The 23,228-nt window shown below is 56.6% G+C and carries 26 protein-coding genes; 19 read left to right on the top strand and 7 right to left on the bottom strand.

The genetic code is table 11. From position 1 onward, the window contains the following. Positions 1–368: 368 nt before the first annotated feature. The gene (gmhB, locus tag AC2D8U_RS11845) at positions 369–1,127 is read right to left on the bottom strand and encodes a D-glycero-beta-D-manno-heptose 1,7-bisphosphate 7-phosphatase (RefSeq protein ID WP_484619258.1); all 759 of its coding nucleotides are present in this window, start codon (positions 1,125–1,127) and stop codon (positions 369–371) included. Positions 1,128–1,256: 129 nt separating this feature from the next. Between gmhB and metN the strand changes: the two genes are divergently transcribed. From metN to AC2D8U_RS11790, 11 genes are all read left to right on the top strand, one after another. Beyond that, a complete protein-coding gene (gene metN / locus AC2D8U_RS11840; protein ID WP_484619257.1) occupies positions 1,257–2,291 on the top strand; it encodes a methionine ABC transporter ATP-binding protein MetN in 1,035 nt (344 codons plus the stop codon). Next, the gene (locus AC2D8U_RS11835; protein WP_484619256.1) at positions 2,281–2,934 is read left to right on the top strand and encodes a methionine ABC transporter permease; all 654 of its coding nucleotides are present in this window, start codon (positions 2,281–2,283) and stop codon (positions 2,932–2,934) included. Before metN ends, AC2D8U_RS11835 begins: the two co-directional genes overlap by 11 nt. 91 nt (positions 2,935–3,025) lie before the next feature. After that, on the top strand, positions 3,026–3,820 hold the full coding sequence (metQ, locus tag AC2D8U_RS11830; RefSeq protein WP_484619255.1) for a methionine ABC transporter substrate-binding lipoprotein MetQ: 795 nt from the start codon (positions 3,026–3,028) through the stop codon (positions 3,818–3,820). A 475-nt stretch (positions 3,821–4,295) separates the two neighbouring features. Continuing rightward, entirely contained in the window at positions 4,296–4,892 is a 597-nt protein-coding gene (locus tag AC2D8U_RS11825; protein ID WP_484619254.1) for a LemA family protein, read from the top strand. Between the two features lie 12 nt (positions 4,893–4,904). Then, positions 4,905–6,719 (top strand): M48 family metallopeptidase, encoded by a 1,815-nt coding sequence (locus AC2D8U_RS11820; protein WP_484619253.1) that lies wholly within the window; start codon positions 4,905–4,907, stop codon positions 6,717–6,719. Positions 6,720–7,051: 332 nt separating this feature from the next. Next, positions 7,052–7,315 carry a hypothetical protein gene (locus AC2D8U_RS11815; RefSeq protein WP_484619252.1) on the top strand — a complete coding sequence of 88 codons (264 nt, stop codon included), beginning with the start codon at positions 7,052–7,054 and terminating at the stop codon, positions 7,313–7,315. A 530-nt stretch (positions 7,316–7,845) separates the two neighbouring features. Next, positions 7,846–8,121, top strand: a complete 276-nt coding sequence (locus AC2D8U_RS11810; protein ID WP_484619251.1) for a hypothetical protein — start codon at positions 7,846–7,848, stop codon at positions 8,119–8,121. A gap of 33 nt (positions 8,122–8,154) precedes the next feature. Next, entirely contained in the window at positions 8,155–8,793 is a 639-nt protein-coding gene (locus AC2D8U_RS11805; protein WP_484619250.1) for a DUF2589 domain-containing protein, read from the top strand. A gap of 10 nt (positions 8,794–8,803) precedes the next feature. Further along, on the top strand, positions 8,804–9,361 hold the full coding sequence (locus AC2D8U_RS11800; RefSeq protein ID WP_484619249.1) for a DUF2589 domain-containing protein: 558 nt from the start codon (positions 8,804–8,806) through the stop codon (positions 9,359–9,361). A 20-nt stretch (positions 9,362–9,381) separates the two neighbouring features. Next, positions 9,382–9,993, top strand: coding sequence for a DUF2589 domain-containing protein (locus tag AC2D8U_RS11795; protein WP_484619248.1), 612 nt, complete (start codon positions 9,382–9,384; stop codon positions 9,991–9,993). A gap of 26 nt (positions 9,994–10,019) precedes the next feature. Then, positions 10,020–10,379, top strand: coding sequence for a hypothetical protein (locus tag AC2D8U_RS11790; protein WP_484619247.1), 360 nt, complete (start codon positions 10,020–10,022; stop codon positions 10,377–10,379). 8 nt (positions 10,380–10,387) lie between these two features. Here the strand turns inward: AC2D8U_RS11790 and AC2D8U_RS11785 are convergent, their stop codons facing one another. After that, a complete protein-coding gene (locus tag AC2D8U_RS11785) occupies positions 10,388–10,702 on the bottom strand; it encodes a hypothetical protein (protein WP_484619246.1) in 315 nt (104 codons plus the stop codon). A gap of 226 nt (positions 10,703–10,928) precedes the next feature. On the opposite strand from AC2D8U_RS11785, the gene AC2D8U_RS11780 reads away from it, so the two are divergent. The 3 genes from AC2D8U_RS11780 (at position 10,929) to AC2D8U_RS11770 (ending at position 13,606) form a co-directional block, all read left to right on the top strand. After that, a complete protein-coding gene (locus AC2D8U_RS11780) occupies positions 10,929–11,711 on the top strand; it encodes a D-hexose-6-phosphate mutarotase (RefSeq protein ID WP_484619245.1) in 783 nt (260 codons plus the stop codon). A 72-nt stretch (positions 11,712–11,783) separates the two neighbouring features. Further along, on the top strand, positions 11,784–12,473 hold the full coding sequence (locus tag AC2D8U_RS11775; protein WP_484619244.1) for a GntR family transcriptional regulator: 690 nt from the start codon (positions 11,784–11,786) through the stop codon (positions 12,471–12,473). A 53-nt stretch (positions 12,474–12,526) separates the two neighbouring features. Further along, entirely contained in the window at positions 12,527–13,606 is a 1,080-nt protein-coding gene (locus AC2D8U_RS11770) for a beta-ketoacyl-ACP synthase 3 (RefSeq protein WP_484619243.1), read from the top strand. Positions 13,607–13,814: 208 nt separating this feature from the next. On the opposite strand, the gene AC2D8U_RS11765 is transcribed toward AC2D8U_RS11770, so the two are convergent. Both AC2D8U_RS11765 and AC2D8U_RS11760 read right to left on the bottom strand, forming a co-directional pair. Further along, the gene (locus tag AC2D8U_RS11765; RefSeq protein WP_484619242.1) at positions 13,815–14,888 is read right to left on the bottom strand and encodes an AI-2E family transporter; all 1,074 of its coding nucleotides are present in this window, start codon (positions 14,886–14,888) and stop codon (positions 13,815–13,817) included. 22 nt (positions 14,889–14,910) lie between these two features. Beyond that, positions 14,911–15,138 (bottom strand): sulfurtransferase TusA family protein, encoded by a 228-nt coding sequence (locus AC2D8U_RS11760; RefSeq protein WP_484619241.1) that lies wholly within the window; start codon positions 15,136–15,138, stop codon positions 14,911–14,913. 131 nt (positions 15,139–15,269) lie between these two features. On the opposite strand from AC2D8U_RS11760, the gene bepA reads away from it, so the two are divergent. The 5 genes from bepA to AC2D8U_RS11735 all read left to right on the top strand — a co-directional run bounded on the left by bepA (position 15,270) and on the right by AC2D8U_RS11735 (position 19,946). Further along, complete coding sequence (bepA, locus tag AC2D8U_RS11755; RefSeq protein WP_484619240.1) at positions 15,270–16,724, top strand: beta-barrel assembly-enhancing protease; 1,455 nt, start codon at positions 15,270–15,272, stop codon at positions 16,722–16,724. A 26-nt stretch (positions 16,725–16,750) separates the two neighbouring features. Beyond that, positions 16,751–17,104: an arsenate reductase (glutaredoxin) gene (gene arsC, locus AC2D8U_RS11750; RefSeq protein ID WP_484619239.1), complete on the top strand. Its 354-nt coding sequence runs from the start codon at positions 16,751–16,753 to the stop codon at positions 17,102–17,104. Then, the gene (locus AC2D8U_RS11745; protein WP_484619238.1) at positions 17,101–17,490 is read left to right on the top strand and encodes a DUF2069 domain-containing protein; all 390 of its coding nucleotides are present in this window, start codon (positions 17,101–17,103) and stop codon (positions 17,488–17,490) included. The genes arsC and AC2D8U_RS11745 overlap by 4 nt, the downstream gene beginning before the upstream one ends. Positions 17,491–17,547: 57 nt before the next feature. Continuing rightward, positions 17,548–19,395: a hypothetical protein gene (locus AC2D8U_RS11740; protein ID WP_484619237.1), complete on the top strand. Its 1,848-nt coding sequence runs from the start codon at positions 17,548–17,550 to the stop codon at positions 19,393–19,395. A gap of 212 nt (positions 19,396–19,607) precedes the next feature. Beyond that, positions 19,608–19,946: a DUF1904 family protein gene (locus AC2D8U_RS11735; RefSeq protein ID WP_484619236.1), complete on the top strand. Its 339-nt coding sequence runs from the start codon at positions 19,608–19,610 to the stop codon at positions 19,944–19,946. Between the two features lie 90 nt (positions 19,947–20,036). On the opposite strand, the gene hda is transcribed toward AC2D8U_RS11735, so the two are convergent. The 3 genes from hda to AC2D8U_RS11720 form a co-directional block, all read right to left on the bottom strand. Beyond that, the gene (hda, locus tag AC2D8U_RS11730; RefSeq protein WP_484619235.1) at positions 20,037–20,744 is read right to left on the bottom strand and encodes a DnaA inactivator Hda; all 708 of its coding nucleotides are present in this window, start codon (positions 20,742–20,744) and stop codon (positions 20,037–20,039) included. 61 nt (positions 20,745–20,805) lie between these two features. Beyond that, positions 20,806–21,834 carry a DUF2066 domain-containing protein gene (locus AC2D8U_RS11725; RefSeq protein ID WP_484619234.1) on the bottom strand — a complete coding sequence of 343 codons (1,029 nt, stop codon included), beginning with the start codon at positions 21,832–21,834 and terminating at the stop codon, positions 20,806–20,808. 85 nt (positions 21,835–21,919) lie between these two features. Further along, positions 21,920–23,143: a uracil-xanthine permease family protein gene (locus tag AC2D8U_RS11720; protein ID WP_484619233.1), complete on the bottom strand. Its 1,224-nt coding sequence runs from the start codon at positions 23,141–23,143 to the stop codon at positions 21,920–21,922. Between the last annotated feature and the right edge of the window lie 85 nt (positions 23,144–23,228).

The raw sequence follows: 23,228 nt of genomic DNA, 5'->3' as shown, positions 1-23,228 counted from the left end.
TACTCAATGAATACTGAATTTCGTATAGTCACTCAGTAAACATTAAGAAATGATGATTTCTCAATCCTACGTGAGTGCCCACACAGATTGTCTGACAAATTGTTAAAGAGCTTGCTTCGTTACCAAAGCGAGATGCGCATTCTACACATCCATTTTTGTTCGTCAACCCTTGATTTCATTAAGGATTAACATCGCCGTTAGGGTCTCAGTGAAGAGCACCACCGCGAAACTGTTTCGCCATGCCCCGTCGACAGGAAGCGCATTATAGGGATGGCCAGGCAAGTTGCAACAATAAATCACTGCCAAACGAATCGCCTGGCTAATTTTCCACCAAAGCACCGAGATCTGGATGCCTTTTAACCAATCTGTCAGCTTCGATCAGCCGAATTAGTAAGGATCCAGGTAACCGCCTCTGGCAATGCATCGCTTACGGTATCGGCTAGAGCCGTTCCTTGCGCCGTTACACTCTTACCACTGCGAACCAAAACTTTTCCCGCAACCCCAGCAGCTTTAGCCGCCAGCATATCATCAGCCTTATCGCCCACCATATATGAAGCGCCCAACTCCACCCCATGTTCTTGGGCGCCTAGCAACAACATCCCGGGTTTCGGTTTTCGGCACTCACAATCACAGACGTAAGGTGCCTCTCCTTTTTGCGGATGATGAGGGCAGTAATAGATAGCGGTAAGTGGCGCGCCAGCAGAGGCAAAACGTTCTGCCATCCAATCGCACAGGGTCGAAAAATGCGCCTCACTATAATAGCCACGAGCGATACCCGACTGATTAGTCACCACGATAAGCTTAAAGCCGGCATCGACCAGTCGAGCACAGGCCTCCAGTACGCCAGGCACAAATTCAAAATCCTCGATCTTGTGTACATAACCGTGATCCACATTAATCACGCCATCCCGATCGAGAAATACCGCCTTACTCATTCGCTGTTCCTGCTCTTCGTTATTGCCCATTCCCCAGTGACACGCCTTTTTGGCATCAAGCATAGGGTGGATCTGTTTGTTGAGTGATATACCGAGCCATCCGCTGCTAAGTATCCCTTTGCCAGCTTGGCGGGTCAATTTAGCCCTGATATCACGATAGATTGGTCGACCAAGGCGCCATTGGGCGGTCATTAATCACGCAAACACCCGGTTTGGACGGCTAAATGGCTAAGTGTCCATTGACAGACTTCTGGACGGCTATTTAAACTGCATCCATCGGGCCAAGGCCCCACACGATAATGATAAGGCGACAGAATCGGTATGATCACTCTCGAAGCCATCCATAAAACATTCCGCCAGGGTGACCGCGTGATCCCGGCCCTACGCCCCACGGATCTTCATGTTCCTGCCGGCAGCATCTTTGGGATCATCGGAAGCTCCGGCGCCGGTAAGAGTACCCTGATCCGCTGTGTGAATCTGCTGGAGCGCCCCGATGGGGGGGCCGTAAAGATTGACGGTGTCGACCTCACCCAACTGAACGCCGCCGCATTGCGCAAGCAACGCCAGCAGATCGCGATGATCTTCCAGCACTTTAACCTGCTGGCCTCACGTACCGTCTTTGATAATGTTGCCCTCCCGCTCGAGCTGGGCGGCCTGGGTAAGGCGCAGATCACCGAGAAGGTAAACCAGTTGCTGGAGCTGGTCGGGATCGCCGACAAAGCGAGCAGCTACCCGGCCAACCTGAGTGGCGGGCAGAAACAGCGGGTGGCCATCGCCCGGGCCCTGGCCAATGAGCCTAAGGTGCTCCTGTGTGACGAAGCCACCTCGGCACTGGATCCGGAAACCACCAAATCAATCCTCAAACTGCTTAAAGAGATCAACCAAAAGCTGGGATTGACCATCTTGCTGATCACCCACGAGATGGAGGTGGTTAAGCAGATCTGCGATCGCGTTGCCATCATCGATCAGGGCAGCCTGATTGAGCAGGATGAAGTGGGCCCCTTCTTTGCCAACGCCAAAACCGAACTGGCCCGTCGCTTTATTCGCTCGACCCTGCATCTGGATGTACCCGATAGCTATAAAGCAACACTGCAAACCGAACCGTTCGAAGGTTGTCGCCCTCTGGTGCGCCTCACCTTCCGCGGCGACAGTGTCGATGCGCCGGTCCTTACTCAGGCCGCCAAACAGTTTGGCACCGACAGCAACATCCTCAGCGCCCAGATGGAATACGTTGGCGGCACCAAGTTTGGCCTCATGCTGGCTGAACTGATGGGCACACCGCAAGCCATCCAGGAAGCCCAACGCTATCTGATTGAACACAATATTGATGTAGAGGTACTTGGCTATGTCCAGTGATCTGATCCCCCTGCTGTGGAATGCCACCCTGCAGACCCTGCAGATGGTCTTCCTGTCCGGTCTGATCGCGGCCCTGGCCGGGATCCCCATCGGCGTGATCCTGCACCTGACCAAGACCGGTCAGTTGCTGGAAAACCTGTTGGTTAACCGAGTCCTCGGCGTGATTGTTAATGCCGGTCGCTCAGTGCCTTTCATCATCCTGCTGGTAGCGATCATCCCGTTTACCCGCATCGTGGTGGGCACCAGCATCGGCACCATGGCCGCCGTTGTACCGCTGACCGTCGGCGCCATTCCCTTTATCGCCCGTTTGATCGAAGGCGCGCTGATGGAAGTCCCCGGCGGTCTGGTGGAAGCGGCCCAGGCCATGGGCGCAAGCCCAGCCCAGATCATCCGTAAGGTTCTGCTGCCGGAAGCCCTGCCAGGGATCCTTAACAGCATCACCATTACCCTGGTGACTCTGGTCAGCTACTCCGCCATGGCCGGCGCCGTGGGCGGTGGCGGCCTGGGCGATGTCGGCATCCGCTACGGATACTACCGCTTCGAACTGGACGTCATGCTCGCAACCATAGTGATCCTGCTGGTACTGGTTCAAGCGATCCAATCCCTGGGTGACTTTGTGGTGCGTCGTATCGATCACAGATGAATGGCGCTCAAAAAACCAGCAGCACTCACGGCAATAACGCCAAAAACACGATAAAAAGACCAAGCTCAACATAACGAAAAGGTACAACCTCATGACCAAGACTCTACGCGCCCTGTTCGCCGCCGCCGCGGCTCTGGCCCTGTCCGCCTGTGGCAGCAGTGATTCCGATACCCTGAAGCTGGGTGCCATGGCCGGTCCGGAAGCCCAAGTCGCCGAAGTGGCCGCCAAACTGGCCAAAGAGCAGTTCGATCTCAACGTTGAGATCGTGCCCTTCACCGACTACGTGACGCCAAACGCCGCCCTCAATGACGGCAGCATTGACATCAACGCCTTCCAGCACCGTCCCTACCTGGATGGCCAGGTTGAAGCCCGTGGTTACGATCTGGTGGCCGTTGCCAACACCTTCGTTTACCCGATCGCTGCCTACTCCAACAGCATCAAGAACCTGGACGAACTGGCCAACGGCGCAAAAGTTGCCCTGCCAAACGATCCAACCAACCTGGGCCGCTCCCTGGTACTGTTGGAAGCTCAGGGCCTGCTGACCCTCAAAGAGGGCGTTGGGATCGCCGCGACCCCGCGTGACGTGATCGACAACCCGAAAAACCTAGAGCTCCTGGAGCTGGAAGCCGCACAGCTGCCCCGTGCCCTGCAGGACGTCAGCTTTGCCGTGATCAACAACACCTTCGCAGGTCAAGCTGGCCTGACCCTGGAGGAAAACGGGCTGTTTGTTGAAGACAAGGAGAGCCCTTACGTGAACCTGATCGTGGCTCATACCAAAAATCAGGACGACGAGCGTATCGCTCAGTTCATCAAGGCCTACCAGAGCGAAGCCGTACACGCCAAGGCCCTCGAGCTGTTCAACGGCAACATCGTGAAGGGCTGGTAAGCAAACGCTTTTGCCCTAACAGGGTTCAGTAAAAAAAGAGGAGGCTTCGGCCTCCTCTTATCGTCTCTGCTCTAGGGGGATGCACGGTTGCCAAGACTCCCAAGCTCAGTTCTAGCCTGGCTTCCTCTTTCTTTGTGACCCTATCGTGCCCATCCAACGCCACCGGCCAGATACGACTGAAACCTTGAGCACCTTCCTGAATGCGTGCGCCCAGCTTGCATAGACTCGCTAGGATCACAGTAGACGCTCAGGACCCGTATTGATGCCGTCGCCATATTGCCGTCCCGTCTCCGCCTAAAACAAAGCGTTACCTTCACGGCATGACCCCGTACTCCCAGCCCCATCGTCCCTGGCACCTTTCCCGCTGTTTCACTCCCCTGGGAGTTCCTGCTCGCAAAATCCCGGTTCCCCCCTTTCCATTACCAAAGCGGAACGCTACTGTTTAGGTCTTATCCATTTAGATCAGGACGTTACCATGTCTATCGGCACCATCGCCTCCCTGGCCATTGCAGTCATTCTCGTGCTCTATGTGATCAGTATCTTTAATAAACTGGTTGCCTTGAAAAACCGCCATCAGAACGCCTTTTCTCAGATCGAGGTTCAGCTCAAGCGCCGCTATGACCTGATCCCCAACCTGGTGGAGACGGCCAAAGCCTACCTCAAGCATGAACGGGACACCCTGGAAGCGGTGATCCAGGCGCGCAATCAAGCCATGGCCGGACTTCAGGCCGCCAGCAAGCATCCTACCGATCCGAGTTGTATCGGCCAGCTCGCCGCCGGTGAATCCGCCTTGGCCGGTGCCATGGGGCGCTTGAGTGTCGTGATGGAAGCCTATCCGGATCTCAAGGGCAATCAGAATATGATGCAGGTTTCCGAAGAGCTGACCACCACAGAAAATCGCGTCGCCTTTGCCCGCCAGGCTTTCAACGACGCCGTCACGGCCTACAACCAATACAAGCAGCAATTTCCACCCATCCTCTTTGCTGGCCTGTTTGGTCATGGCCAGGATGCGGCTTTGCTGGAGTTTGCCGACAGCGCCCAGATCCAGGACGCTCCCAAGGTCCAGTTTTAAGGGACATTCAGCATGGATTTCTTCGCTCAACAGGAGCAGGCCCGACGTCGTACGGGACTACTCCTGTTCCTGTTTGCACTGGCGCTTTTGGGGATCATCGCCGGGATCAACCTGGTGATTGGCCTGGCCTTGGGTTTTGGCTCTGGCACCACAGATCCAATGAGCTCCGTAACCACCTATCTGCTCTCCCCAAGCAGCGCCGGGATCAGCTTTATGGTGCTCCTGGTTATCGCCCTGGTGAGTGGCTTCAAGTGGCTGACGTTACGCAGCGGAGGCGTTGCCGTCGCCGAGTCACTGGGAGGCCGACCGATCCTGGCCAATACCGAGGATCTCGACGAGCGCCGAGTCCGCAACGTCGTCGAGGAGATGGCCCTGGCGTCCGGCCTGCCCGTACCCCCAGTCTATCTACTGGAGCATGAAGAGGGGATCAACGCCTTTGCCGCCGGTCACACCCCTGCCGATGCGGTGATAGGGGTCACCCGGGGCTGCGTCGCCAAACTTAGCCGCGCCGAGTTACAGGGGGTGATCGCCCATGAGTTCAGCCACATCCAAAATGGCGACATGCGCCTCAATCTGAGGCTGATCGCCGTACTGGCAGGGCTGCTGTTCATCAGTCAGATCGGTGAATTCGTCGTCCGTGCTATCGGCCGAAGCGGTCATCGCAGTCGAAATCGGGACAGTGACAAGGCCGGCATGGTGATCATGATGATCGGTGTTGCCCTGCTGGTACTGGGCTGGATCGGCACCCTGTGCGGCAATCTGATCAAGGCCGCCGTCAGCCGCCAGCGGGAATATCTGGCCGATGCCGCGGCGGTACAGTTTACCCGCAACCCCTCTGGGATCGCCGATGCCCTCAAGCTGATCGGGGCCGATCTCAATGGCAGCACCCTTGACCACCCCGAAGCCGCTGAAACCAGCCACCTGTTCTTTGGCCAGTTTCGACCCTTGACCTCCATGATGGCCACTCATCCGCCGTTGGAGAAAAGGATCCAGGCCATTGAGCCTCAATGGGATGGCAGCTACACCGAAGTGCTACAGCGACTGCGAGTACGCCAGGACAGTGCCAAGGAGAGCGAGCCCTCTTTGGCGGATGAAACTTCTGGACGCAACCTGGAAAGCATACTAACCGGGGCGGTGCTTCTCAGCCAGTTACCTCTGTTCCTGCAGGATAAAGCCCATGAGCCCGAGGACGCCAGAGAGCTCGCCTTGGCCCTGCTTTGGCCTCGTCAGGGTGCCAACACCATCGCAGAGCTTCCTCCTGCGGTTAAACAGGGGATCGAGCAACTAAGAGAACAACTTATTCCGCTCAGTCAGAAGCAAAAAATGGGGCTACTGCAGTTGGCCATGCCAACGCTGCAGATCTTGTCGCCCCAGCAAAAACGTACCCTGCTGCAACAACTGGCCACCTGCTGGCACTGCGACGATCAGGGCTTGCTGCGCTGGTGTGTCTGGCAAGTGCTCCGCCACTACCTCGAGGAGCGCCCCACCAGGCCGCTATCGCTGGATCAGAAAAAACGCGCAGCAACGTCGCTCATCGCCCTGTTAGCCCATCTGGGGCATGAAAACGGTCAACACACTCAAGATGCCTTTGAGCGAGGGATCCTCGCCTTTGGGCTGCGAAAGGCAGAACTGCCGATGCAGCCCCCATGGCATACGGCCGCCATGGCTATCCCACAGCTTAGAAACCTTTCTCCCCTGCGCAAACAACGGTTTCTGGAAGCCTGTCGCGTCTGCGTTGAACATGATGGACAACTGACCGCTGAAGAAAGCGTCCTCATGCAATGCTTGGCATTGTGTCTCGACGCGCCTCCCGCCCCGCTAGCCTGATGGTGTTAAGGCCGGTGATCCCATACCGGCCCTTGTTCACTTCAGAACGGTCCACGGGTAGCAAGGCATCGAAAGGAATGGGTCGCCGTAAACCTGCCTCCCTGACTCCCACGGGCATTCGCTTACGCATCTCAGATCTGCACCTTCCTGTGCTGCCCCTATTTACCGAAATCAGGATAATGGGTCCGTTTAGCCACTTCCAACTCGACCTGTTCGTTAGTCAACACCGACAGCCGAACTCAAGGGATTTAACCTCGCTTCACTCAACCGGTTTAGTCCCTTATGTGGCATAGGCAAGGCTGACCCTATTGAGTCGCCAAAAGGAGTGGCAGATGGAAACCAAGCAAATAGCTCAACTTAGATATGCCTACCAGTTCCTCACTCAGAACCAAGGGCAAACGATTTCATTGCAGGATCTCGCCGTCGCAACCGGCTGGAAGTTAAGCAGCATCCGCGCCTGCTATGGCAAGAAATGGAAGGGGGTGATATTAAAACCTCTGAAGAAAAGCCAGTTTAAGGTGATCATGCCAAAATCCATGACGCTAGATGAATTCACAGAGCTGCCTGCGCTGCTTGTCGAGCCCGTAATTCCGTAATCAAAATGAGCAGTCCCCATGCCCATTTCGAATGCGCTCCAGGGTTCATCCCCCTTTTAATCCCTGATTGGTGTTCAGTCGATATACGGGCTCGATTGTTTGCTCTCTCCTGGCGCACCAGAGCCAACCAGCGCTTCACCTTCGACTCTCATGCTCTAACACCAGGGAGTAAAGCCGCCCAAAAACGCCGGCTTGTGGCTGAGTTTCGTTCCTAACTGAGAGGAGACCAGAATAGATTAGACGCAACGATTCTGCGCAAAACCCTGCCCGTGTGTTGAAAGGCACCAGCCATCCCCTAAACGCAGGCCCATCAAGGCATATGGGCCGTTCTATCACCGCCATACTTTCTCACTAAAACTGATAACCACTTATTTAATAAGGATAAAAATCGACCCCACTTCACTCAACCAAAGGAGTACCCGAACCACAATCGAACCAAACTCCTCACGCTGACGCTAAGAGCAATGGAGCGCCTTCGTCTGCCGGTATTACTCAATTCAGACCCTTCCGTACAGCTCAAGGAGTGAGCTATGGCGTTGCTGCTGTTACCACACAGCATCAGGAAAACCTCTTTCTTGATGTTGCTTTCATCTTCTTGCCACGAAAGCGAGAACCCTCTATTGGCTCTCCTGAAGAGAGGGGTCTCAATTGACCTGCGGCAGGCTCTATCAACACTGCTTTACTACGGTTTTATGCGAGACCCTCTGGCCTGCTGGCTTGCTCCAGGGTTACACCACCGCCGCAACATTGCAGAAATCCTGCTCCTCTCGAGCCGCCATACCCGGCAGACACAGATAGTGTTTTAAACCTTTTATTGAACCACCTACTGGGGTGACATCATGAGTAAGAAAAACCAAACCAGTGATCAGTTTCAAGGGTTGCCCATGTCCCACCTGATAGGCGGCCCTTTGTCGGCCTTATGTGAAGGGCAGGCGCAATTGGCTCGCACTACCAAAGAGTACATAGAGGACGTCTGCTTTGAGCACTTTCAGGACGAGCAGGGTGAAGACAAAAGCCGGATCCGTATGGTGGATTTTAACTTCGATCAGCCCCATGAAACGGTCAATGAGAAAACCGGCGAAGTCGAATTACACACCCAGCAATATAAGGTGTCCGTTCCCTTTATCTCCATCATCTCCGTACCCAACCTTCAAGTGGAGAGCGCCGACATCAACTTTCGCATGGAGATCAAAGCCAGCCACTATGTCGAGCGCAAAGATCAAGCCAACAAGGCGCAAGATACAACGCCTAAAAGCGGGTCTCTCCAGGCGCGTTTTGAGCAGCGTAAACGAACCGTACTTACCGGCAGTGTGAGTGGCCGACAGGAGAACAGCACCGCCGCGACCTTTGATTTCAACATCAAGACCCGCCAGCAGGGCACTCCGGAGGGCCTATCCCGAGTAATGGATCTGCTCCATAAAAGCATCGCCCCCGTAAAGGTGGGCCCCTCGAAGCGCCTAGAGACAGATAACGACTAAGGAGAGCCGAATGAAACTGCATGATCTGGTCGAAGCGATCATGGACTCGGTCACAGAGGCCCAGAATCGCATCGAACAACAAAACATCGCCAATGTGGTTCAGTATTTCGAGGTCCACAGGGAGGACGTTGAGAAAGAACCGCACCAACAGCGGATCGTGCCAAAAACCCTGGAGTTGAGCTTTCCAACCCAGGAGATGGACGACCAGGGCGAACCTGTGATGCAAAATGGCCAGCCCAAGATGGTCGATCAACCTGTGCAGGTTCCGCTGCTCGCCATGGCTCAACTTAACCCAATTAAGATCAAAGACATGTCCGTCGAGTTTGAACTGACACTCGATGGCATTGAAAAGGTAAAACGCACGCAGGGCGAACAAGAGTCAAAAAACCTTCTGCAGGGCCTGCTGGATCAAAGTGATGCTCGAACCGTTATGAGCACAGATCTTAGCGGCAAATCGACTTTCGGTCGTCGTAAAGGCCGAAATGCGGAGGTGAAGATCACCTTCGAAAGTGGCGAGCTTCCGGAGGGCTATTTGAAGGTTAATAGCCATCTAATGAAGCTATTCTAACTCTGTGAAAGGAATCAACCATGTCAGAACTAGTCAAAATGTCCGATCAGTTCCAGGGCTTGCCGATGGAAAGCCTGATCGGCGGCCCACTCAGCGCAGCTTGTGATGCTCAGATCAACCTGGCACGTGCTACCTCGGACTTCATCGAAAGTGTCGGATTCGAAACCGTTACGGTCGATGGCACTGCGTCCAAGAAAGTCCGTAACGTCGAGTTTTCTTTCTCTAAGCCTGAAGAGATCCCCCAATCCGATGGCTCGGTAAAAATCGAATCCCGCGACTATGTGATCAACGTGCCTTTTATCTCCATCGTCTCGGTTCCCACCCTGCAAGTGGATAATGTGGACGTGTCCTTCAACATGGAGGTGAAATCCTCCTTCTCTGAGACCAGTAAGCAGGACATGCAGGCCTCCATGGAAGCGGAAGCGGAGTACAACGCCGGACTCTTCAAGGTACGGGCCAAGGTACAGGGTTCAGTCTCCTCCTCCAAGGAGAGTCAACGCTCCAGCGATAACTCGGCAAAATACGCCGTTCAGGTAACCGCTAAGCAAACCGGAACCCCCGAGGGCCTGTCCCGGGTACTGGACATCCTGCAACAGTCCATCGCCCCGGTACCGGCAAACCAAACCACCTGATTTCAGGAAAATAGAAGGAGACTGCGGTGATACAAACTCAATCGCACACTGACACTTTTGACATTACCAATGTGGTTTATGTCCACCGCGTGGTGGTTGGGAGCGTCGATCCGCAGTCGATCCCCACCGAAGAGCAGAACCAGGAAAAGCTGGCGCTGATCAATCGCTGTCTCAACGAGTCCCCCAAGGGTAGGATCATGGGCATGGAGCGAAGTTTCTCCATTCTCAGGATCGGGGAACACCAAGTGGTGCTGGAAGCTATGTCCTACCACATCGGGTTTACTCGCCAACCCTACTGGCTGCTGGAAGAGGAGAAACGGCGCAAACAGCAGCCCCAGTTCAAAGTCGATCCGGAAAAGATGAAACAGTTTATTGAGCCCCAATAGTCGTGGCCCTACTGCAGACCTTTCCTGTCTCCTGGCGCCTCAAGGCGCTGGGCAGACATCTCCCCTTCGGCGTTCAGTAGATAATGGTATTCGCAAAAAGTGTCGCACTCGGGGCATTTGGCCCGGGCATTGAGCACACAGCGATTACCTTCCAGCGGCGTGATGTTGCCATGGATCTGTGGTAGCTCAATGGTGAAACCACACTGATCGCACTGTGCACGAAACCCATTGAAAGTTGCGCCATTGGCAAACTCGTGGGGAAGAACGTCCGTGATGGGGGGTAGCAGAGTCCATTCTATCTGTTTTCTGGTCGTAGGAGTCATAAGGCCCACTTTGATCAACAAATAGAGGCTCAAAGCCTAGACGAGATTGGTAAAGCTGCCAGTTACCAAGTGGCATCATCTTCCCTCCTAGTGCCAAGTTCAATGCATTACCCTGGCTTGCGCCCGCTCCCGCCCTTGAGGATACTGTCTGGTCGAGGCCAATTCACAAGCGTTTCCGCTCGAAGGCCCCTCGGCTTCGCACGCTCAAATACTGCAAGGAGATCCTATGGAAGCACTCAATCCCCTGCTCTTCTCTTTTGGCCTCCATACTCTGGAGATCAGCCGCTTCGGTGGTCAGATCCTGCGCTGGCAATACCGCAACCGTCCCATCCTTTGGCTTAGCGAACGGACAGATCTGAGTGGTAAAACCCCCATCCGCGGTGGCATCCCCGTCTGTTTCCCCTGGTTTGCCGATCTCCAACCTGGGCCCAAGCATGGTTTTGCCCGTACTCAGATCTGGACCTTGATCGAGCAGGATGAACAAAGGGGCCGGGTCTGCCTTCGCCTCGAAGATAACACAGCAACCCGTGCCATCTGGCCCCACGCCTTTCGAGCCGAACTGCTTGTGCAACTTAGCGACCATCAATTGGAAGTCACCCTGCTGATAGAGAACAGCGACAGCCAGCCATGGGAATTTACCGCAGCCTTGCACAGCTACTTTCAGGTCAACAAGGTGGCTGACTTAACCCTGCCTGAGCTGGGCGGTCGATACTTTGACAATAAACTCACCGGCACCCGGGATCAGTTTACCGACAGCACGCTGCCCATCCCGTTGGACGCCATCGTTCCCGGCCTGATTAACCTAGACCTGCCATCGGTGCAGTTGCAACATCAGGGCGCCGATGCCCTGGTCCTGTGGAACCCAGGCCCCGGTTCAGGGATCTCCGATATCAGCCCACAGGGCAGTGAACACTTCCTCTGTGCCGAGGCAGCGGCTTTAACGCCCATTACCTTGGCACCCGGCCAACAGCACCGCCTGTCACAACGCATCCGGCTTCAGCACCGCTGACCAGCTAAGGTTCCCTTTTCATTCTCCTTCGGAATGGGTAACCTCGACGGCAGTCATGCAAGAAAATACGCTATGAATCAGTCCAGTCCAATTGTTCATAAAACTCGCACCCAGGTGGTCGTCGAGGTACTCAGGGAGCGGATCCTATCCGGAGAGATCCGGGCCGGTGAGCCCCTGCGCCAGTCTAATCTGGCCAGTGAACTGAATGTCAGCCGGATCCCGATACGGGAGGCCCTGCTTCAGCTAGAAGCGGAGGGGCTGGTCCATTTCGAAGCGCATAAAGGGGCAACGGCAACAAGCTTATCGCCGGTACAGCTTGACGAACTCTTTGAGCTGCGGGCACAGCTTGAGCCCAAGTTGCTGGCACGCTCAATTCCCAACCTCACCGAGCAGCATTTGGCCATCGCTCAGGAGTATCTTGAGCAGCTGGGGGTTGCCTTTGCCCAGGAAAATGCCGTCAACAGCTGGAGTGAGCTCAATAGTCAGTTTCATATCAGCCTGTACGCCGGTGCCGATCGGCAATACACCCTGGATATCGTCCGTGGGCTCAACACCAATGCCGATCGCTATATTCGACTACAGCTCCTGCTCGGAGGCGGGATCCCCACCGCCGAGCAGGAGCACCAACAACTGCTCGACTTGTGTCGCCAAGGAGATGTGGAGGGTGCCACCGACCTGTTGCGTCAACACATTCTCAGTGCGGCTGACAGCGTCAAACGCCTAGTCACTCAGCACGTCTCGCCGACACAACCGCAAGCTTGATCCCAACTACAATGAACGAAAAGACGGTACCCGTCTTCTTCTAGGAGTTTTCTATGCCTTTTGCCCAGATCACGGGATGGGGGAAGTGTTTGCCACCGGCAACCCTGACCAACGATGATCTCGCTACCATCATGGACACCAATGATGAGTGGATCCGCAGCCGCACCGGTATCCAGGAGCGCAGGATCAGTCATGTAGATACCTCTGCCCTGGCTACCGTTGCCGCCAAGCGGGCCTTGGCGGCTGCTGGGCTCAGCGGTACAGATATTGACATGATCATCCTGGCCACCGCGAGTCCGGACACCCTCGTCCCGAACATTGCTGCCACGGTACAGGCCGAACTCGGTGCCCAATGTGCTGCCTTTGACATCAATGCTGCCTGCTCGGGCTTTCTCTATGCGCTGGGGCTGGCCACGGCCCAGATCCGCAGCGGCCAAAACCGCCGGATCCTGGTGATCGGTGCCGAACGACTGAGCTTCTATATCAACTGGACTCTACGCGATACCGCCGTGCTGTTTGGCGACGGTGCCGGCGCCGTCGTGCTTGAAGCCAGCGAACAGGAGGGCGGCGTTCTCAGCTATGCCATGGACAATGATCCCGCCGGACGGGAGCACCTCAAGGTTAGCGGGTTTGGTTCTGGGATGGACCGGTTCTCACCCCAGGCCAACGAATTCTTCCTCCAGTTCAATGGCCGTGAGATCTTCAAGCGTGCCGTCGGCGGCATGGCTAAACTGAGTCAGCAGGTTATGGGCCAGGCAGGCCTCACTGCTGACGACATCGATCTTGTCGTCCCGCACCAGGCCAATGTGCGCATCATTGATACCCTGGTAGCCAAGATGGGTCTTCCCGCCGACAAGGCCTTTGTGAACATTCAAAAGCACGGCAATACCTCCGCGGCCACCATTCCCATGGCACTGTGTGACGCCTTGGAGCAGGGACGTGTTCAACCGGGTGACATCCTGCTTAGCTGCGCATTTGGTGCCGGGTTAACCTCCGCCGCCGCCGCAATCCGTTGGGGCAGCCGAGTGACTCCACTGAGCCAAAGTGACGCCGAATTGCCCCCATGCACGCAGACCGGGCTGGAGTTGATCGCAACCGCAGTGGCACACCAGAAAGCCAAACCGGCTCAATAAGCTATCGATAAAGCTCCAGCTTTACTAACGGCCACCGGGATCTTCCGGTGGCTTTTTTTATGGTGATCGCACTGGATTGGGTAATGCCTTAGCCATCACTCAAAGACCCCAACAACAGAACAGCGACGACACATCCCTCGGCTTCCGTACAGTGACACAGTCGTCTCCCCTAAATGCAGCAAGGCGCCCGAAGGCGCCTTGTCTCGACTCAAGCCTCTGAAGGCTCGCTCGGCCTGGGAGTATGCGGCCAGGCATTGATCACGGCCTTGACCAAGGTCGCCAGCGGGATGGCAAAGAAGACGCCCCAGAAACCCCAGAGCCCGCCGAAGATCAAGACAGCAACGATGATCGCCACGGGATGCAGGTTAACCGCTTCGGAGAAGAGCAAGGGCACAAGTACGTTACCGTCGATCGCCTGGATTATACCGTAGGCCAACAGGAGGTAACCAAACTGAGGCGAGATCCCCCACTGAAAAAACGCCACCAGGGCCACCGGCAGGGTCACCACGGTGGCACCGATATAAGGGATCACCACCGACAGGCCCACCAGTACGCTCAACAAGGCCGCATAGCGCAGCCCCATGAAGTAGAAGACCAGGAAGCTGCCGATCCCGACGATCAGGATCTCTATGACCTTGCCCCGGATATAGTTGCCGATCTGGACATTCATCTCATTGGCTACCTGGGTTGCCAGCTCTCGGTTGTCCGGGACAAAGCGGGCCAAGCTGCCCAACAACTCCTGCTTGTCCTTGAGAAAGAAGAACAGCAGCAGGGGGACCAGGATGGCATACACCATCAGGGCCACCAGGTCGACCAGAGAGGCCAGCGACATGGATACCAGGCTCTGCCCGGCCTTTAGCAGGGAGTTGTTGAAGCTGGAAACCAGGGTCTGGAGTTGGTTCTCGTCCAACAGGGTCGGATACTCCTCAGGCAGTGTCATCAACAACTCCTGCCACTGGCTGACCATGGCAGGCAGTTCGGCGACCAGAGCCATCCCTTGATGCCACAGGGCCGGCAGCATGACCAGTACGGCCATCGCCATTACCACCAGGAATAGCAGCAGCACCAGGCTGGCCGCAACCGATCTTGGAATGCCGATCAGCGCCAAACGGGATACGGGCCACTCCAGCATATACGCCAGCACCACGGCCACCAGCAGGGGCATCAGGATCTGGCCTGAGAAATAGATCACGGCAAACCCACCCAACAGAATCACCGCGAGGGTAACAGCCTGGGGATCGGAAAATTTCTCTCGATACCAGTTACGGATCAGATCCAGCATTATCTCGACTCTTCCTACAACATCATAAAAAAACCCGCACCAATGTGTGGGTTGGGGGAACCTGTACGAGCTCGAAACGACGCCCCTTTTTCTTCAACCAGCGGGGAACATCCCGACAGGTGCCAGGGTCTGAGATCAGGAGTGTCAGCGAGCCGCCTTCTGGTTGTGCCATAATGGCCAACTTGGCTTTGACAAAAGCCATGGGGCAGCGCTCGTGACGTAGATCGACTGATTGGTCCGGGTGTTGCATCGTCGGCCCCTAATGGGCAGGTCCATACTTGGCGCCTATTATTGCTTGCCTCTATGAAAACCACAAACGTCTGGCGTGACACTTTTTTTTAGCGATACACTACACGGGAATACCCCTAAGAACATCGAGCTGTGAAAACACCACTGACCCGCCGACTGACGGCCCTGCTGCTAACCCTGATCACCCTGTCACCGTTAGCCGCCGTGCAGGCCAATAACAATTTGCCCGAGCTGGGCACTGCCGCCATCACCACCCTGACCATCGACAAGGAGATTGAGATCGGGGGCTTTTACATGCGGGTTCTACGCAATCAGTTGCCCATCGTGTCCGATCCCGTGATGACCGAATACCTCAATGATGTCGGCCATCGGGTTGTTGCTCACTCCAGCAACGTTAAAACGCCATTTCGTTTTTTCCTCGTCAACAACTCCGACATCAACGCCTTTGCCTTCTTTGGCGGGCATGTGGGCGTCCATAGTGCCCTGTTCCACCACGCTCAGACCGAGAGCGAATTGGCCTCAGTACTGGCTCACGAGGTTGCCCACGTTACCCAACGCCACCTGGCCCGCTCCATTGAGGCTCAGCAAAAGACCGCTCCGGCCACCCTGGCAGGGGTACTGGGCTCCATCCTGCTGGCCATGGCTGCGCCAGAAGCGGGGATCGCGGCACTGCAATCCACCCTGGCGTTGGGGGCCCAGGCCCAGATCAACTACACCCGTTCCAACGAGCTGGAAGCGGATCGGATCGGCATGCAATCCATGGTGGCTGCGGGATTTGATCCCCACGCCGTTCCCAGCTTCTTCGGCAAACTGGCCGCGCAGTACCGCTTTGCCAGCAAGCCGCCAGCCATGTTGATGACCCACCCTCTGCCCGAGTCCCGGATCGCCGATACCCGCAACCGGGCCGCCCGCTATCCTCAACGCCATATTCCCGACAATCTGATGTTCCAACTGGCCAAGGCCAGAGCCCAGGTGCGCTTCTCCAATTACAGTACCGAGCGGGCTCGGGATATTTTTGCCCGGCAGTTGCGCTCGGCGACCTATGCCTTCCCGGACGCCGCAAAGTACGGCATGGCGCTGACCCATTTCCGCGCCGAAGAGCTTGACCAGGCAGAGGCTCTGATCCGTGAACTGCTGGCCAAGGACAGCAAGAACCTGTTCTATCTGGATACCCTTACGGACGTACTGCTGGCCACCGACCGCCACCAGGAAGCGATCGACACACTGGAGCGCGCTCGCAAGAACCGCCCCAACAATGCGGTGATCGATCTCAACCTGGCCAATGCCTATCTGGAATTCCGCCAGCCGGAGCATGCCCGCCCCATTTTGGAGCGTCACCTTGTGCTGTCGAAGGACAATCTGGTGGTGTACGACCTGCTTGCTCAGACCTACGGTGCCCTGGATCTGCCCGCGCAACGTCATATGGTGCAGGCGGAGATCCTGGCACTTCGAGCCGACTATCCCCGGGCCATCGATCAGCTCCAGCACGCCTATCGCCTGTCCCGCAACGAGCCGCTGCAACTGGCGAGGATCGATGCCCGCATCAAACAGCTGCGCGAAGCCGAACAACGGATGCGCAACCTGTAATTTTTTATCCCTACACGGAGGTATACATGCAATCAAAGGAACTGAGGATCTGGCACAATCCCCGCTGCTCCAAGAGCCGGGAAACCCTGGCCCTGCTGGAGGAGCGTGGCCTTGACCCCACCATCATCAAATACCTGGAGACGCCACCGAGTGTTGCCGAGCTTGAGGCTGCCCTGGTGCTGCTGGGCCGCTCGCCCCGCGACTTGATCCGAAGTAAAGAAAGCCTGTACAAGGAGCTGGATCTGGCCAAAGCCGATGAGCCCCAACTGCTCCAAGCGATGCATGAGCACCCCAAACTCATTGAACGTCCAATCGTCTTTGCTAACGGCAGGGCCGCCATCGGCCGTCCCCCGGAAGCCGTACTGGCGATCCTGTCATGACAGCCATGGCAGCCAAGACTCGCCGAGCCCTGAGCCTGGCCCGCGTAAGCTATGGCCTGAGCCTCCTCGCCATCCCTTTATGGATGCTGCTCTCCCCCGAGAAGCCGGGTTACTCCCTGCTGTTTCAACTGCTGCTACTTATTCCTCTGTGCCTGCCAGCCTGGGGGCTGATCAGGGGAAATCCCTATACTCACGCCTGGTCCGGTTTTATCGCCTCCCTCTACCTCTTGTGGGGCCTAACCGCCTGGTGGGTCCAGCCGGAGCAACGCCTGGTCTTCGGTGCCATCGTACTGGTACTGTTCATCTGGCTGGTCGCCGCCACCTATTATGCTCGGCTCAGGGGACGAGAGCTGGGCCTGGGTTTAAAACAGAGGAAAGCCCAGTAGCGACTAGACTGGGTGAGAATGCAGCGACTCTGACACCAACCAGAAGGAACTGATCTCATGCACAAACCCTTTCTTCTCGTGCTGATATTGGGACTCTCATCGTGCGGGGGCTCCGGCGGCGAGCCTCCCGCTTCCGGGATCACCGCGCCGGATCCCCAAGATATCCGTCAGGGAGACGCCATCTCCTGGTTCCAGGCTCCACCGGAAGGTGATAGCCAACTCTGGCGCTATCAGTGGCGACAGCTCAGCGGCCCTCCGCTGAATATTGCCAACCCCAGCAGCCCTATCGCCGCATTTGATGTCCCGGCTTCCGGTGATTACGAATTGGCAGTCACCCTGACTCGAGGCAGCACCCGGATCAGCGAGCGGATCACCTTTGCCGCACAGGGCACGGGATCAGGCCTCAATATTCTGAGAGATCACCAGGTCACTGAAGGGGGACGAGTCAGCCTGCGGGCCAAGGCGCTGGATAGAGATGGCACCCGTTTCCCGGACAACCTGGTATGGCGTCAGGTCGCCGGTCCGGCAGTCCTTGATCTGGATAACACTGAGCCCCTGCTGCTGACTTTTACCGCCCCGCAGGTGAGCGGCGATCGTCTGCTGCAGTTTGAGCTGCTTGGCACCGTCGACGGGAATCGCGTCCGAGACATCGCCAGTGTTTTGGTCACCAACGGCCCTCAGCCCGTCCCTAACGCCCTGTTCGATGCCCCCCTCGCCAGGGTCCAGGCCTATCGCCCTGACTCACCCTGGGCCAGTGCGCTGGAGGAGTGTGTATACTCCAACCAGTTTGCTCGCCCCTGTGGGATCAACGCCCTGCCCCTGATCGGTCAGATCACCCCAGATCCGCAGATCGATGATATCCTCGATCGTGTTGTGGTCTCTCACCCTTGGATGGGAGAGCAGTTCGAGGCCTTTCTCCGCGAACAGGATCCGTTTGGCGATTTTCGTACACTGCTGGCTTCGGTGACCGCGATCGTCCTCAGCTATGATATCCGCCCCTCCTTCTACTGGGTCGCCACCGGTGCCATCTACCTGGATCCGGATAATCTCTGGCAAGCCCCCTGGCAAAGAGACACCATTAACGAAGATCCCGACTACCGCACCGGGTTCGGCTCAAGCTTGCAGTTTTTGATGCCCTGGCGCTACGTGCTGGGCAATGAATACGCCAGCCTTTACTATCCCCGCGAACTGCGATTTTCACGGCCCTGGTCTCAGATCACGCCAGATCTGGCCAGCCTGCTCTACCACGAACTGGCCCATGCCAATGACTACTTCCCGCGCAGCTCCCATGGCAACATTCGCCAGGAGACGCTGCTTGACGAGTTTTATCAGCGTATGGAGGCGCAGGGCCTGCCCTCGGATCAACTCTCACAGTCGCTCCCCCTGCTCAGCGAACAGATGGCCGGGCTGGCCGCTGTCAGTTTCCACGGTGATACGGCAGACTCAGTGCAACGAAGCTATACGCCAGAGGATGTGGCTGGCTTCTTCTTTTCCGATCGCGCCAATGATTACTACAACTACGCCAGCCGGCGTGAAGATCTGGCCATGCTGTTTGAGGAGGTTCTGATGGAGCGCCGCTACGGCATCCGGCGGGATGTCGCCGTATCAACGGGTCGAAGCAGCGATCCGGCCAACGATCTGATCGTGGCACAGGGACAACGAGGGCGGGCTGGTGAGGCGACAATACAGGAGCGGGTCGACTCGGTGTTTGACCTCCTCTATCCTGAGCAGACCGATCGTGCCCTGCCACCGCCAGTGTGGATGACCCCGGGGATCAGTTGGTGGGACAACATTGAGCTGGAACCTCAGCCGTTGAAGGCCACCTCCCGAGCGTTTTCCTCGAACAGCAAGCAGACAGGACGTACTCACTTCGGTCCTCGTCACCCGCCAATCGTTCCTCGGTAGCCATGCTAACGCACCCGCTTCCTCCTATCCGGCCAGGGCCAGGTTATCGCGAGGGAGCTCGGTGCTAGGCGTCAGGTCGCATTGTGAACGGTTCCTGTCATGCATCCGAGTGTGATGGGTATAAACGCGATAAAGCTGGCAGGCTTAACGCTCGCCAGGCTGGACAAACTTCACTAAGATCCGATTGTTACTTCTCATTTCAAGGAACTCTTATGCCTCATATTCGTATCAGTGGACTCGAGCACCAGCAGGTGCAGGCGATCAGCACCTCTTTGGTCGATCAACTGGCTCCGCTGACCGAGTGTCCCCGGGATCACTTTACGATTGAGTTGCTTCGGGTCGACTTTGTCTTCGATGGCACTCTGGGCGCCAATGCCTACCCGATGATCGATATCCTCTGGTTCGATCGTGGTCAGAGTGTTCAGGATAAGGCAGCATCGGTGATCACCAACGCCGTGCGTGCGGTCCTGCTCGATCCCACCACGGATATCTGTGTGCGCTTTACCGCCCTGACACCAAGCGCCTATTACGAAAACGGGCAGCATTTTTAACCTTGCTTTAAAACGGTTCCCCGGCCAGAACCACACCTAAAACAACAGCCCGGCCATTGGCCGGGCTGTTGTAAAGGAAACATCTGCTCGTTATAGATGCAGGGTCTCTTTGACGAAGGGGATGGTCAGCTTGCGCTGCGCCACCATGGAGGCCTTGTCGAGACGATCCAACACCTCAAACAAAGTCCGCAGATCCCGGGCCAGCCGGGTCATCAGGAAGCGTCCCACATCCTCGGGCAACTCCAGTCCACGCATCTTGGCCCGTCGCTGCATGGCGGCCAGCTTGGCGTCATCACTGAGGGGATGAAGCTGATACTGGATCCCCCAATTGAGCCGGGAAACCAAGTCAGGCAGCAGGAAGCCCGCCTGATTTGCGGCACTGCGTGCCGAGACCACTAGGCGGCAACGCTCCGTCTCTGCCACGCGATTGTACAGATCGAACAGCGCCTCCTCCCAGATCGGGTGTCGGCTCACCTCATCTATATCATCCAGGCAGATCAGATCCATGTGTTCAAGCCCCTCGAGGATCGCCGGCGACATGGAGGCATTGATCCCCAATGGCAGGTAAAAGGCCTGCCTGCCCTGCTCATTCGCCAGTGCACAAGCCGCGTGCAGCAGATGAGTTCGGCCGGACTTCGCCATCCCCCAAAGATAGGTGATCCGCTCACCCTCGCCAGAGGCCGCCAGCCTGAGACTTTCAATCAACTGCTGGTTATCGGCAGGGTAGTAACTTTGAAAAGTTTCGTCATCCGGCAGGTGCACGGCGAGCGAGAGCTGTATGGGCGAGCTTGGGATCACAGGATAGAGACTTCCTTCAAATCAGTGGTGCCGTTCAAGTGTAACACGGCTCATTCGAGGATCAGCGGTTTCGCCAGCGATAGCGACGCTGATTGTCCAGTTCATCGTCACTTTCCAGCGCCGAGACCCTGGAGTCCAGCTCCATCAGCAACTCAACCTCTCTGAGTCCGCCGACAAGATCCAGCTCCAGTACCAGTTCAGTGCCCGAAACGGAGCGCAACAAAACACCCTGAACCGGTGTCAGGCTAAGCAGATATCGTTCCAGCTCTACCCAGTGCTCGATTCCCCCAGCCAGCTCAAACACCAACTGGCTGTGTCCCTCCTCGTCCGTCGCCACGGCCGCATAGCGTCCAGAGTAGTACTTGGCCAGGTCCGCCAGCAAAGCATCAGATGCCCCAGTGGCACTGGCTGCTGTGCCACTGCGACGCAGCAAAGGCCGCTTCGATAATTCAGCACCGGGCGGATATACCGTCAGACGGTAATGCCATTCCCGCCCTGAGGGACCGATACGGGCATTGATGATAAAGTCACCATCGTACCGTCGGGACGCGGTCTGCACCGGCTCGGCAAAATTACCCCATACGTCACTGACGTTGATCACCATGGAATCTTCCAGGTCCATCAGAGGCAGCAACAGGGGTAATCCCCGGATCTGTGACTGCTGTTGCAACTGAGACGCTACCGCATTGCCATCCGTTACCAACTCACGCCGTGAGCCATCGTCGTATGCCAGCCAAACCAGGCTTTGTGGACGTTGCACGCCCCATACGGGCAGTTGCATCGCCTGCATCTCCTGGCGGATCCGCTCCTGATCGAAGTCCACTTGCAGTTGGTTGTTACCACGGTAGCCGTAACTGAGCAGGTAACTCTCGGCACTACGGATAATGGCGCGAGCGGCCTCGTCCTGCAGGATCTCGCTGTCACCACTGACCCGAACCAAAACCTGGCCTAAGGCATCCCGGATAGCCCGCTGACGATCCTGATTGCTGCGGGACTCGACCTCCACCAGCCCACGATACAGATCGGTGACCGTCGCAGCCGATGCCCCGCCGGCCAAACAAAGGGTTAAGAGAAGAACAAGCGATCGCACAATCATTTCCATCCATTTCGGTTAAGCGCAAAGTGTATCACAGCCCAATCCCCGGGAAAGATCTCCCGGGGAATGGTATCTAAGCTTAACGAGCGTCCTTAGGCAGCAACAAATTCAGTGCAATCGCGGTTACGGCGCACAAAGCGATCCCTTCCAAGGCAAAATTGCCAAACGGCAGGACCATGCCACCAATACCAAAGACCAGGGTCACCGCCACGATCACCAAGTTACGGGATTCGGACAGATCCACATGCTGTTTGATCAAGGTATTCATCCCAACCGCGGCAATCGAACCGAACAGCAGGATCATAACGCCCCCCATCACCACGGTGGGAACGGTCATCAGCAAGGCACCAAACTTGCCCACCATCGCCAAGGCAATAGCAAAGAAGGCGCCATAGGTCATCACCTTAGGATCGAAGTTCTTCGTCAGCATCACGGCACCGGTTACCTCAGAATAGGTGGTGTTCGGTGGCCCGCCAAATGCTGCTGCGGTCGAGGTCGCCAGACCATCACCCAGAAGGGTACGGTGGATCCCGGGTTTCTTAACATAGTTTTTCCCGGTCACGTTAGAGATCGCCACCATATCACCGATATGTTCCACCGCGGGTGCAATGGCCACCGGCAACATGAACAGGATCGCCTGCCAGTTGAAGCTCGGTGCAGTGAAGTCCGGCAGGGCAAACCAGGCAGCATCGCGCACGGGAGTAAAGTCCACCAGGCCAAAGACCAGAGAGAGGCTGTAACCGACGACGATGGCAGACAGGATTGGCAGCAGACGCAACATCCCTTTGCCCATGACGGACACCAGCAGGGCCGTCACCAACGTTGGCAGTGCAACCATTAAGGCAACCGCCGTATCTACCGTCTGGGTGTCCCCCTGATAGCCCAGGGCCATGCTTACGGCCACAGGAGCCAGTGCCAGACCAATCACCATGATCACCGGCCCGACGACTACCGGCGGTAACACGCGGTTAATGGCGTTGATCCCTCCAATTCGTGCGATCTGAGACAGCAAAATGTAGACAAAGCCGGCAGCCATCAAGCCACCCATGGTATCGGCAATCCCCCATTGAGCCACACCGGCAGAGATGGGTGCAATAAAGGCAAAGGAGGAAGCGAGGAATACCGGTACCTGACCTTTGGTCACCAACTGGAAGATCAGGGTTCCGATCCCAGCGGTAAACAGGGCAACACTGACGCTCAAACCGGTCAGCAATGGCACCAGCACCAAGGCACCGAAGGCGACAAATAACATCTGACTGCCAGCCAAGATCTGACGAGCAGGGGACAACTGTGGGGTGTCCATGAGGACTCCTTTTTTATTATAGAATTTTCGCATGTCGGCATACTGGCAGACACAAAAAAGGCGCCGTTACCGACGCCTAAAGGCT

This window comes from Ferrimonas sp. YIN67 (assembly GCF_057219095.1).
The sequence above is the reverse complement of the archived record's forward strand: the minus strand, read 5'-3'. Positions and strand labels throughout refer to the sequence as shown.